This window comes from Azospirillum sp. B506 (assembly GCF_000333595.1).
Lineage (GTDB): Bacteria > Pseudomonadota > Alphaproteobacteria > Azospirillales > Azospirillaceae > Azospirillum.
Window position 1 is genome coordinate 1 of sequence record NZ_BADK01000936.1, and the last position, 12105, is coordinate 12105.

13 protein-coding genes are annotated in these 12105 nt (G+C 66.4%); 6 read left to right on the forward strand and 7 right to left on the reverse strand.

The genetic code is table 11. The annotated features are described in order from the left end of the window. A partial coding sequence (locus I71_RS39240) for a hypothetical protein (RefSeq protein WP_211098448.1) occupies positions 1 to 256 on the reverse strand: 256 nt, incomplete at its 3' end. Between I71_RS39240 and otnI the strand changes: the two genes are divergently transcribed. Continuing rightward, positions 219 to 1001, forward strand: a complete 783-nt coding sequence (gene otnI, locus I71_RS28930; RefSeq protein WP_042702495.1) for a 2-oxo-tetronate isomerase — start codon at positions 219 to 221, stop codon at positions 999 to 1001. The two genes, I71_RS39240 and otnI, sit on opposite strands and share 38 nt — an antisense overlap. Positions 1002 to 1029: 28 nt before the next feature. Here otnI and I71_RS28935 read toward each other — a convergent pair whose 3' ends face one another. From I71_RS28935 to I71_RS28960, 6 genes are all read right to left on the reverse strand, one after another. Beyond that, positions 1030 to 1470, reverse strand: coding sequence for a GNAT family N-acetyltransferase (locus I71_RS28935; RefSeq protein WP_049976387.1), 441 nt, complete (start codon positions 1468 to 1470; stop codon positions 1030 to 1032). An 83-nt stretch (positions 1471 to 1553) separates the two neighbouring features. Then, a complete protein-coding gene (locus I71_RS28940) occupies positions 1554 to 2921 on the reverse strand; it encodes an FAD-containing oxidoreductase (protein WP_042702472.1) in 1368 nt (455 codons plus the stop codon). A gap of 205 nt (positions 2922 to 3126) precedes the next feature. Then, positions 3127 to 4698 carry a GMC family oxidoreductase gene (locus I71_RS28945; RefSeq protein WP_042702475.1) on the reverse strand — a complete coding sequence of 524 codons (1572 nt, stop codon included), beginning with the start codon at positions 4696 to 4698 and terminating at the stop codon, positions 3127 to 3129. 53 nt (positions 4699 to 4751) lie between these two features. Next, positions 4752 to 5306, reverse strand: coding sequence for a twin-arginine translocation signal domain-containing protein (locus I71_RS28950; RefSeq protein WP_042702478.1), 555 nt, complete (start codon positions 5304 to 5306; stop codon positions 4752 to 4754). 44 nt (positions 5307 to 5350) lie between these two features. After that, on the reverse strand, positions 5351 to 5746 hold the full coding sequence (locus I71_RS28955; protein ID WP_042702481.1) for a VOC family protein: 396 nt from the start codon (positions 5744 to 5746) through the stop codon (positions 5351 to 5353). Positions 5747 to 5778: 32 nt separating this feature from the next. Continuing rightward, the gene (locus I71_RS28960; RefSeq protein ID WP_244434124.1) at positions 5779 to 6183 is read right to left on the reverse strand and encodes a cytochrome c family protein; all 405 of its coding nucleotides are present in this window, start codon (positions 6181 to 6183) and stop codon (positions 5779 to 5781) included. Between the two features lie 452 nt (positions 6184 to 6635). Between I71_RS28960 and I71_RS28965 the strand changes: the two genes are divergently transcribed. The 5 genes from I71_RS28965 to groEL form a co-directional block, all read left to right on the forward strand. Next, positions 6636 to 8360: an aromatic/alkene/methane monooxygenase hydroxylase/oxygenase subunit alpha gene (locus I71_RS28965; RefSeq protein ID WP_244434125.1), complete on the forward strand. Its 1725-nt coding sequence runs from the start codon at positions 6636 to 6638 to the stop codon at positions 8358 to 8360. 104 nt (positions 8361 to 8464) lie between these two features. Then, positions 8465 to 9523 (forward strand): NADH:ubiquinone reductase (Na(+)-transporting) subunit F, encoded by a 1059-nt coding sequence (locus I71_RS28970; protein ID WP_042702483.1) that lies wholly within the window; start codon positions 8465 to 8467, stop codon positions 9521 to 9523. A gap of 33 nt (positions 9524 to 9556) precedes the next feature. Continuing rightward, on the forward strand, positions 9557 to 10684 hold the full coding sequence (locus tag I71_RS28975; protein ID WP_042702486.1) for an aromatic/alkene monooxygenase hydroxylase subunit beta: 1128 nt from the start codon (positions 9557 to 9559) through the stop codon (positions 10682 to 10684). Between the two features lie 36 nt (positions 10685 to 10720). Then, entirely contained in the window at positions 10721 to 11077 is a 357-nt protein-coding gene (locus I71_RS28980) for an MmoB/DmpM family protein (RefSeq protein WP_042702489.1), read from the forward strand. An 82-nt stretch (positions 11078 to 11159) separates the two neighbouring features. Beyond that, the coding region (groEL, locus tag I71_RS28985) for a chaperonin GroEL (protein WP_042702492.1) at positions 11160 to 12105 on the forward strand (946 nt) is incomplete at its 3' end.

Genomic DNA, 12105 nt, shown 5'->3' on the forward strand with positions numbered 1-12105 from the left:
CGCTGAGCGTGTCCGGCCGGCCGAACGGGACCGCCTTGCCGAGCAGCAGCGCGGACAGGATCGTGGGTTTGGTCATCGGCCGTTCTCTCCAGAATTTTCGGTTCGTGCCCTGACACTTAGCAGGTTCGGGCAGGCGCCGGCCACCGCTGGCGGCTGGCGGTCGGGGCGAAGTCGCGGGATACTGCGCCGCCCGTGCCATGAGGGAGACCGACCGCGCCATGCCCGCCTTTGCCGCCAACCTGACGATGATGTTCACGGAATGGCCGTTCCTGGACCGCTTCGATGCTGCTGCCGATGCCGGATTCCGGGCGGTCGAATATCTGTTCCCGTACGACCATGCGCCGGACGAGGTCGGCCGGCGGTTGGCACGCAACGGGCTGACCCAGGCGCTGTTCAACATGCCGCCCGGCGATTGGGCCGCCGGCGAACGCGGGCTGGCCGCCCTGCCGGACCGGTTCGACGAGTTCCGCGCCGGGGTCGCCAGGGCGATGGACTATGCGGCGGCGACCGGCTGCCGCCGGCTGCACATGATGGCGGGGTCGGCCGATCCCGCCGATCCGGCGGCGGTCGAGTCGTACCGTCGGGCGGTCGGCCATGCCGGGGAGGCGCTGGCACGGCACGGGATCGAGCTGCTGCTGGAGCCGATCAACGGGCGCGACATGCCCGGCTATTTCCTGAACGACTTCGCCCTCGCCGAACGGACGATCGCCGGAGCCGGCCTGCCCAATGTCCGGCTCCAGTTCGACCTCTACCACCGTCAGATCCTCCATGGCGACGTGACCATGGCGCTGCGCCGGCTGATGGCGCTGATCGGCCATGTGCAGATCGCCTCCGTTCCGTCGCGCAACGAACCGGACGGGGAGGAGCTGAACTGGCCCTTCCTGTTCGCCGAGCTTGACCGGCTGGGCTATGACGGCTTCGTCGGCTGCGAATACCGGCCAAGGGCGGGCACGCTGGAGGGGCTCGGCTGGTTCGCCCCGTTCCGCGAGGCGGCCGGATGAGGGGCCGCGTCGCGGCGGGGCGGAACCGTCAGTCGAGCTGGTGCACGAAGTGGTGGCAGGCGATCCGATAGCGCTTGCCCATATAGACGCGGTGCGCGCTGCTGCGCTCCGGCCCGACGGCGGAGTCGAGATGCAGCGCCGTGCAGCCCAGCCTTGCCGCCTCGGCCTTCGCCCAATCGAGGATGAGGGCGGCGTAGCCCCGGCCGCGCTGGTCCGGCAGCGTCGCCATGTCGACGATGTAGAAGGATTTTCCCAGCCACAGCGAATGCTGCAGGCGGAAGCCCAGGACGCAGGCCGCCGGGCCGCCCGGTTCCGGAACGATGCCGGCGAGGCGGTAGCCGTTCGGCCTCAGCACAGTGTCGATGATGCGGATCATCTCCGCCGCCTCGTATTTCGGCCACAGCACCCGCAGGGCCGGCACGGCCAACTCGGTCTTGCCTTCGGGAATCTCGATAATCTCTGGCTGCACGTCTTGTCCTCTCGGTCCGGGCGTCTCCATCCCGGCTTTGGCGCCAGGATGATGCGGATGCGGGAGGGCTGGCAAGGCCGGCGTCAGAGCGGCTTCAGTTCTCCCAGCAGAGTCGGCAGCAGTTCGGCGACGGTGGGATGGATATGGACCGCGCGTTGCAGGGTGGAGTAGGGCGCCTTGGCGTACATCATGTCGAGCACGCCGTGGATCGCCTCGTCACCGCCGGGGCCGAGGATGGCGGCACCCAGGATTTCCTTGGTGTCGGCATCGACGACGATCCGCATGAAGCCCTGCGCCTCGCCCTTCTCCACCGCGCGGCCGACACGGGTCATCGACCGCTGGCCGACCAGCGCCCGCCGGCCGGAGCGGCGGACCGCCTCGTCGGTCATGCCGACGCGGGCGAGCGGCGGGTCGGTGTAGAGCGCATAGGCCTGGATGCGGTCGTCGACGCTGCGCGGATCGTCGTCCAGCAGATTGGCCGCGACGATCTCGAAATCATTGTAGGCGGTGTGGGTGAAGGCGCCACGCCCGTTGCAGTCGCCCATCGCCCAGATGCCGGGCACATTGGTGCGCAGCTTGTCGTCCACCGTGACGAAGCCGCGGGAATCCGTCGCCACGCCGGCGCGGCCGAGGCCGAGATCGTCGGTGTTGGGCGTGCGGCCGACCGCCAGCAGCACATGGCTTCCCACCACCGTGGGAGTGCCGGATGCGCAGTTCACCCCGACCTCCACGCCGTCGGCATGGCGGGCGAAGCGGATGCAGTCGGCCTTCAGGCGGACCGTCACGCCTTCCCTCTCCAGCAGCTCCCGGATGGCGTCGGAGACGTCGGGATCCTCGCGCGAGATCAGCCGCTCCCCCTTCTCCACCACGGTCACCTCGGCCCCGAAGCGGCGGTACATCTGGGCGAATTCCAGGCCGATGTAGCTGCCGCCGACCACCACCAGATGCCGCGGCACATGATCGAGGTCGAGGATCGTGCCGCTGGTCAGGATGTCGACATCGCGCACGCCCGGCATGTCCGGCACCGAGGCACGGGCGCCGACATTGAGGAAGATGCGGTCCGCCGTCAGCAGCTCGTCGCCGACGCGCACGCTGTTGGACGATTCGAAACCGGCATGGCCCTGCAGCACCCGGCAGTTGGGCATGCCGCGCAGCCAGCGTTCGACATTCTGGCGGGACCGGCCGGAAACCTCGTCCTTGCGCGCCTTGACCTTGGCCATGTCGATGCGCACCGGACCGTCCAGCATCACGCCGTATTCGGCGGCACGCTGGGCCATCCGGGCCACGCGGGCGCTGGCGATCAGCGTCTTGGTCGGGGTGCAGCCGGTGTTGACGCAGGTGCCGCCGAACAGCTTGCGTTCGATCACCGCCACGCTCATGCCGGCGGCGGTGAGGCGCTGGGCGAGCGGCGGCCCGGCCTGTCCGGCTCCGATGATGATGGCGTCGACCATGGCGGGCTCCTGCTACCGATTGCGTTCGTCAGGGACATGCACAGGCCCCGATGGTAGCGCCGCCGATGCGGCCCCCTCAAGCAAACCAAGGTATGGCTGGCGGCAGCGACACCTGCCGTTCCGAAGGTGAACCCGGCGCGTTGGCAAGGGAAGGCCGTGCGCCCCAGTGCCGCATAGGCCGGGGACGCACGGCCCTCGCTGGGGTTCAGATTTCGCGTTTGGACATCTGGTCGGCGATGTGGTCGGCCTGCCGGATCGCCAGCGCGACGATGGTCAGGGTCGGGTTCTCCGACGCGCCGCTGGTGAACTGGCTGCCGTCCGACACGAACAGGTTCTTCACGTCATGCGCCTGTCCCCATTTGTTGACGACGCCGTCGCGGGCGTTGGCGCTCATCCGGTTGGTGCCGAGATTGTGGGTGGAAGGGTAGGGCGGGGTATGGATGGTCCGCGTGGCGCCCACCGCGTCATAGACCGCCGAGCCGCGGCCATAGGCATGGGTGCGCATGGCGATGTCGTTGGGATGGTCGTCGAAATTGACGTTCGGGATCGGCAGGCCGAACTTGTCCTTCTCCGTCGCGTGCAGGGTGACGCGGTTGGTCTCGCGCGGCATGTCCTCGCCCACCAGCCACATGCCGGCGATATGGTCGTAGGCGTCCAGCGCCGAGCTGAAGTCGCGGCCCCAGGCTCCCGGATCGAGGAAGGCCGCCATGAAGGGCACGCCGAGCGACAGCGTTTCCATCTCGTAGCCGCCGACGAAGCCGCGCCGCGGGTCGAAGCGGGACTCGTCGCGGATGATGCCGGCCATGGTGGTGCCGCGGTACATGTGCACCGGCCGGTCGAACATCGCATAGACCGAGCCGGTCATATGCCGCATGTAGTTGCGTCCGACCTGTCCCGACGAGTTCGCCAGCCCGTCCGGGAACATCGTCGATGCCGAATTCAGCAGCAGGCGCGGGCTTTCGATCGAGTTGCCGGCGACCGCGACGATGCGGGCCTTCTGCCGGTGCATGGCGCCGGTGCTGTCGGCATAGAGCACGCCGTTGACCTTGCCCTTCGCATCATGCTCGATCTTCAGCACCTGGGCGTTCGGCCGGACCTCCAGGTTGCCGGTGGCCTCGCCCTTGGGGATCTCGGTGTAGAGGGTCGACCATTTCGCCCCCGACTTGCAGCCCTGGAAACAGAAGCCGATCTGCTGGCAGGAACCGCGGCCGTCGCGCGGCTTGCTGTTGATCGACATGTTGCCGGTGTGGAACTCGCTGTAGCCAAGTTTTTTGGCGCCGGCCGCCAGCACCTTGTAGTTGTTGTTGCCAGGCAGGCGCGGGATGCCGTTGGTGCCGGTCGTTCCCATCTTGAATTCGGCCTTGTCGTAATAGGGCTCCATCTCCGCCAGCGTCACCGGCCAGTCGAGCAGGTTGGCACCCTCCACCGCGCCATAGGTCGTGCGCGCCTTGAACTCGTGCTCCTGGAAGCGCAGCGAGGCGCCGGCCCAATGGACGGTGGAGCCGCCGACCGCCTTGACGATCCAGGCCGGCAGGTTGGGGAAGTCCTTCGCCACGCGCCAGCTGCCCGACGTCGTGCGCTTGTCGAGCCAGGAGATCTGCGAAAAGCTCTTCCATTCGTCGTTCACGAAGTCCTGGATTTCGTGACGTCCGCCGGCCTCCAGACAGACCACTTTGATGCCCTTCTGGGCCAGTTCGTTCGCCAGGGTGCCGCCGCCGGCCCCCGATCCGATCACCACCACGACGCTGTCGTCATCCATCGCGAATTTCGCAACCATGTCTCGGTCCTCCCCATTTTTTCGGGCATTCGGTGTGGCAGGCGGGTGCGCCGTCAGGCGTCCTTGATCCAGTCCAGATCGTCGAAGCCGCGGTGGATGTAGCCGCCATATTCGGCCGACGCCCCTTCGTAGCCGAGCTTCGCCCACACCTCCGGCTGGTTGTAGAGGGCGACCACCATGTCGCCGCGGACCTTGTGGAAGAAGGGTGTGCTCTCGATGGATTTCAGCACGGCGACGCGGTCCGCCTCCGCCTTGATGGCGGCGTAGGGCGCGTTGCCCAGCTTGCGCGCGGCGGTGTCGAGGGCCACCGCGCCTTCGTTCAGCTGGCCGGCCAGGGTGGCGTCCTTTGCCGCCTCCTGGTCCATCGACGCCAGTGCCTTTTCGTAATAGGCGTCGCCAAGCCGGTCGTGCGGATAGAGGTCGCGCACCATCACCAGCAGGGTCTTGGCCGCATCCGGCTTGATGGCGCTCAGCCCTTCGGCCCAGGCCGGGGTCGCACCAATCGTCACCATACCGCCGGAAACCGCACCGGCCGCCGCGACCGATGCGGCGGAGGTCTTCAGGAAATTCCGCCTGTTGAGCCGTGTCCGTTTGTCGAGAACGCGCATGATCGACGTCTCCTTCCCAAGTGGTTTGTTATTGCTGTCGAAGTTCAGCGATAGCGGCCGTGGCGCTGCAGGACTTCGGTCTTGTAGCCGTCCGGATCGGTGACGAAGAAGAAGCGGGCCAGCAGGGTGCCGCCGGGGGCGAACTCCTTCACCGGGGTCACCGGGAAGCCCAGAGCCGACATCCGGGCGTGCTCCCGCTCCAGATCGTCCACCGCCACCGCCATGTGGCCGTAGCCGTCGCCATGGGTGTAGGGCGCGCTGCGGTCGTGGTTGACGGTCAGCTCCAACTCCATGTCGTTCTCGGCGTTGCGCAGGTAGATCAGCGTGAAGCCGTCGAACCCCAGCCGCTCGGCCGGTTCCAGCCCGAAGGCCTTGGCGTAGAAGTCCAGCGACCGCTGTTCGTCGAGGACGCGCACCATCATGTGGATGATCTTGGCCATGATGCCTCCTGCGATGTCGGTGAGGGCCGGCGTTACCGTTTGGCGCTGGCTTCCAGGAACTGGACGATGCTCTTGCGGATGGCGTCGTCGTCCTGGTGGTAGTTCATGTAGCTGCCGGGAACGAACTGGTTGGAGTTGGTGAGCCAGTTCTCCAGATGTCCGGCGTCCCAGGCGAAGCCGGCGCCGCGCAGCGCATCGGAATAGTCGAAGCCGCTGACGCTGCCGGCCTTGCGGCCGATGACGCCATACAGCGGCGGTCCGGCGCGCGGCCCGTCGTCCTTCTTCACCGAATGGCAGGTTCCGCATTGCTGGCGGAACAGCGTCTCGCCATCCGCCGCCGCGGATTTCCGCGTGAAGGGCGAAAAGGGAATGGACAGAAGGAGCAGCAACATCACCCAGCGGTGCGGCGACATCCTCGCGTGCATCGCATGCCTCATCGTTTGAAGATCCTCTCGAAATCTTGGCCGCAGCCTTTGGGCGCCGGCACGTTGGCCCGGCCGGTGCGGCGCCGTCGATGGGGGTGGAGCAAGGGACGTGCCACGGCTCGGCAAGCCGCGCCGGATAAGGGGAAAGGCGGGTTTTTGTGCGGTGTTGCAGAGGATCGCTGTTCCAACTGTTTCATTATGGGACACTCCCGCTGCGACATATCGTCCCGATATGAGACAATACGTTAAGCTGATCTTCTTTAAAATCACCTGTCCGCCGGACTCCGGCGCTCTGGCACGCCGTTTGCTGTGTGGGGTGGGCGTTGCGGCCGCCCCGGTTCGGCGGCCGCAAACGGCCTGAAGCTGCGGGCCTTCATCGCCGCGCTGTTGTGCGGCCCCGGTCCCGCCGATCCCGCTCATTGGACTGCCGGTATCCCGTCATCCAGCACACATGGCCGGCAGGAATGGCCGACGCGATCCTTCAGGCCCGGATCACCAACATCGAAATCATGGGGAGAGACGACATGCCGGATGGATTGACGCTGAACAAGATCACCAGCCAGAAAGGCATCGGCATCAGCGAGGCGGCCCGCCGCGTCGCCGATCTCGGCTGGACGCCGTCCTACGTCAAGGAGGCGATGAGCTTCCCGACCGACTACAAGATCTCCAAGGCGCCGCGCGACCCGATGAAGCAGGTCCTGCGCTCCTACTTCCCGATGCAGGAGGAGAAGGACAACCGCGTCTATGGCGCGCTGGATGCCGCGTTGCGCGGTGACATGTTCCGCAATGTCGAGCCGCGCTGGATCGAGTGGATGAAGCTGTTCCTGGCGATCATCCCCTTCCCGGAGATTTCGGCGGCGCGGTCGATGGCGACGCTGGGCCAGTTGGCGCCGGGCGACGACCTGCGCACCGGCTTCACCATGCAGATGATCGACGAGTTCCGGCACTCGACGATCCAGATGAACCTCAAGAAATGGTACATGGAGAACTACATCGACCCGGCCGGCTTCGACATCACCGAGAAGGCGTTCGGCAAATGCTACGCCACCACCATCGGCCGGCAGTTCGGGGAAGCCTTCCTGACCGGCGACGCCATCACCGCGTCGAACATCTATTTGCAGGTGGTGGCCGAGACCGCCTTCACCAATACCTTGTTCGTCGCCATGCCGTCGGAGGCGGCGCGCAACGGTGACTATGCCCTGCCGACCGTCTTCCTGTCGGTGCAGAGCGACGAATCCCGCCACATCGGCAACGGCCATTCCATGCTGATGTCGGTGCTGAAGGAGCCGGACAACCACCTGCTGCTGGAACGCGACATCCGTTATTCCTTCTGGCAGAACCACATGATCGTCGACGCCGCCATCGGCACGATCATCGAATACGGCACCAAGCACCGCGACAAGAACAAGGAATCCTACGCCGAGCTGTGGCACCGCTGGATCTTCGAGGATTACTACCGCACCTACATGCTGCCGCTGGAGAAGTACGGCATCAAGATCCACCATGACGATGTTCACGAAGCCTTCGACAGCATCGTCAAGAAGAACTACGTCCACAAGATCGCCCAGTTCTTCTCCGCCGGCTGGTGGGCCAATTTCTGGCGCATCGAGGCGATGACCGAGCGCGATTTCGAATGGTTCGAGAGCAAATATCCGGGCTGGTACGACGAGTTCGGCGTCTGGTGGGAGAATTATGCCAAGCTCAGCAAGCCGGGCAGCGTGCCGATCACCTTCGCCGACACCGGCTACGTCTATCCGCACCGCTGCTGGTCGAGCCTGGTGCCCTGCGTGATCCGCGAGGACTTCACGATCGACGAGGTCGATGGCGAGCTGTTCACCTACGCCTCCGAGGTCGACCGCTGGACCCACAAGGAGGCCTTCGCCGCCGAATATCAGGGGCGTCCGACCCCGGCGATGGGCCGCTTCTCCGGCCGGCGCCAGTGGGAGGAGGTCTATGACGGCTGGGACCTCGCCGATGCCATCCAGGACATGGGCTTCGTCCGCCCCGACGGGAAGACGCTGATCGCCCAGCCGCACCTGTCCTTCGAGGAGAAGGACATGTGGACGCTCGACCATGTGCGCGGCCACACCATCCGCAGCCCGCTGCTGGCGCTCCGCGAAATGACGCCGCAACAGCGTCAGGCGCATGTCGAGGAGTACCGCAAGGGCTTCAAGATCCGCCGGGTCTGATCTCCCGCTCCTTCACTCGGGCCCGCCCCCTCTCCGGACGGAGAGGGGGAGCGGGATCCCCTGCGGGCTTTACAGGCGGACATCACCGCGGAGATCGACAGACCATGACCGCACAAGCGCTACAGAACAGCCCCGCCGTGCATACGGTGCGGCTTGAGCCGGTCGGCATCGAAATGGAGGTCGCGGAAGGGGAAACCATCCTCGACGCGGCCTTCCGCCAGGGCGTCTCGCTGATGCATGGCTGCAAGGAGGGGCAATGCTCCGCCTGCAAATGCCTGCTGATCGACGGCGACGTCGAGATGCTGAAATACTCCACCTTCGCGCTCTCCGATCCGGAGCGCGACAACAACCACATCCTGCTCTGCCGCTCGCTGGCCTACAGCGACGTGGCGGTGGAACTGCTGAATTACGACGAGGATCTGCTGTCCCGCTCCATCCCGGTGAAGGACTTCACCGCGCGGCTGGCAACGGTGGAGCCGCTGACCCACGACATCGTCGCCATCGCGCTGGACCTCGACCAGCCGATGAAGTTCTGGGCTGGGCAATATGCCGACATTACGCTGCCCGGCATCGGCCTGACCCGCTCCTTCTCGATGGGCAACCCGCCGGCGGACGGCAACCGGCTTGAGTTCATCATCAAGAAATACCCGGACGGCGCCTTCTCCCGCCAATTGGACGGCGGACTGTCGGTCGGCGACCGGGTGAGCGTGCGTGGTCCCTACGGCACCTGCTTCCGCCGCGAGGGGCGGGAGGGGCCGATGATCCTGGTCGGCGGCGGGTCGGGCATGGCGCCGCTGCTGTCGATCCTGCGCGACCAGGCCGCCAGCGGCGAGACGCGGCCGGTGCGCTTCTTCTACGGTGCCCGCAGCCGGCGCGACCTGTTTCACCTCGACCTGTTCGAGGCGTTCGCCCGCAGCCTGCCGGACTTCGCCTTCATCCCCGCCCTGTCGCATGCCGAGGAGGACGACGGCTGGACCGGCGAGACCGGCTTTATCCACGAGGTGCTGCGCCGGCACCTGTCCGACATGGACGAGGTGGAGGAGGCGGACGTCTTCTCCTGCGGACCGCCGCCGATGATCGACGCGGTGCTGCCGGTGTTGCAGATGGCCGGCGTCGAGTCCGCGCGCGTCTATTTCGACAAATTCACCCCCGCCACCCGCTGAGCCGGGCCTTTTCAAAACACGGGAGGAACGACGATGACCATGCAGGAAACCGCATCCGCTGCCGCCGGGGCCAAGGTCTTTCCGGGCTCCGACAGCCGCCGCTACAATTACTTCGATCCCAAGGGCCGCAAGGCGACCCATTACGAGGACGTGACCGTCGACGTCCAGCCCGATCCGGAGCGCTATCTGCTCCAGAACTGGATCATCTCCTTCGGCGACGGCACGCCGACCTATTCCAAGGACTGGACCGCGCTGAAATGCACGGACTGGCACAGCTTCCGCGCCCCCGACCAGGAATGGGAACGCACCCACTACCAGCGCCAGTCCACCATCGTCGGCATGATCCAGAATGTGGTGGAGAACGCGCGCCGCGCCGGGGCGCCCCAGCGCTTCGACAAGGCCTGGGTCGCCGTGCTGCAGAACCATGTCGGTGCCTTCAAGCATGCCGAATATGGCCTGGGCACCGCGTTGATGCGGGCGCAGCGCTATGGCTACACCCAGATGGTCAACAACGCCATCCTGACCAATGCCTCCTACAAGCTGCGCTTTGCCCAGGATCTGACGCTCTATCTGGCGGAGGTCGGCAGCGACATCGGTGGCTTCGACCTGGACGCCGGCAAGGCGCACTGGCTGGACGATCCGATCTGGCAGCCCTGCCGCGAGGCGGTGGAGCATATCCGCGCCGCCACCGATTTCCTGGAGCAGGTTTTCGCCGTCAATCTCGTCTTCGAACCGCTGGTGGGCGAGCTGTTCCGCAGCGGCTTCGTCATGCAGGTGGCGGCGGCGCAGAACGACTTCTCCACCCCGTCGGTCATCTCGGCGGCCGAGGCGGATTATGAGCGGAACCTCGCCAACGCGGTGGAGCTGTTCGCCCTGCTGCTGCGCGACCCCGCGCATGGCGAGGACAACCGGACCATGCTGCAGAGCTGGTTCACCCACCATGGCGGGCTGGCGGTGAAGGCGGCGTTGCAGCTTCAGCCGCTGTGGTCGCTGCCAAGGGTCAAGGTGGCGAGCTTCGGGGACGCCTTCGAGCGGGCGCGGGACCGCGTCGCCGCCATCGGGCGCGAGATCGGCATCGACGCCGACCTGCCGGCCCTGCCGCCGGTCGAGGTCGGGCAGGCCGCAGCGTCGGCGGCGGTCACCGATGCCGCGGCCGAGTGATCCATTCCGCATCTCCGCCAGAAGAGGACGAAAACCATGAGCGTCACCACCGTGCAGCAGCTTTTCAAGCCGCTGAAGGACATCACCCAGGAAGCCACCATCTCGCACCAGTGCGGCGTGACGATGAACGACAGCGTCGAGGCGCGCTGCATCGCCGAGGTGATGGAGAGCAAGCCCGGCATCACCGTGACCTACCTGCCGGCGATGATCCGCATCGACGGCGAGGGAAGGATCGAGTTCAAAATGAGCGAGATCGGCGAGGCGCTGGGCCGCGAGATGACCCCACATCTGTTCGAGATCTCGACCTCCACCCACTATGGCCGCATGGTCATGATCGACGAGGACACGGTCGTCCTCTTCGGCAACATGGATGATGCGCTGGCTTACGAGTGATGCGTGAGATCCCCCTCTCCCCCCGCGGAGAAGGGGGATCCTTTTCAAATCCACAAAACCAAGAATGGGAGGGAAAGACGCCATGCCGAAGATGATGCTGCACCGTGCCGAGGCGCGGGCCGCGCTTGCCCGCGGGATTGGCAAGCTGGCGCTGGCGGTGCGCGGCACGCTGGGGCCGAAGGGCACGAACGCGATCATCGACCGCCCCATCGGCACGCCGATGATCTCGCGCGACGGCGTCAGCATCGCCGCCGAGATCGAGCTGCCCTGCCGTTTCGAGAACATGGGCGCCCAGGTGGTGCGCGAGGTGGCGAAGCAGACCAACGATGTGGCCGGCGACGGCACCACCACCGCCACCGTGCTGGCCGATGCACTCATCCAGGACGGAGTCGCCGAGCTGGCCGATGGACATGGCTCTGTCGAACTGATCGAGGGGATGGAACGAGCCTGCGGCTTTGTCATCGACCGGCTGCGCCAGATGGCTCGCCCATTGGAGAGCCACGCCCGGTTGGAGCAGGTGGCGACCGTCGCCGCGACCGATCCGGCGCTCGGCCGGCTGGTGGCCGATGCCCTGCGCCGGGTCGGGGCGGACGGGGTGATCGACATCGAATATGGCCAGCCGGGCACACCGACGGCGCTGCTAGTGCTGGAGGGCATGGTGCTGGACCGCGGATTCCTCTCGCATCACATGGCGACCGAGCCGACCGGACAGACCGCGGTGCTGGAGCGGCCCTACATCCTGATGACCGACCAAAAGATCGCCGACCCGGAACCGATCCTGCGCCTGGTCGACCGCATCGCCGCGGGGCACCGCCCGCTGCTGATCATGGCCGACGGCGTGGGGCCGGAGGCGGTGGCGGCGCTGATGGCGCTGCGCCGTGACGGGCGAGCCACGGTGGTGGCGATCAATCCGCCGGAATTCGGCCATTGGCGTCAGGCGACGATGGAGGACATCGCCATCCTGACCGGCGGGCGTGTGATCGCCCGTGACCTGGGCGGACGCCTCGACAGCGTGACGCTGACGATCT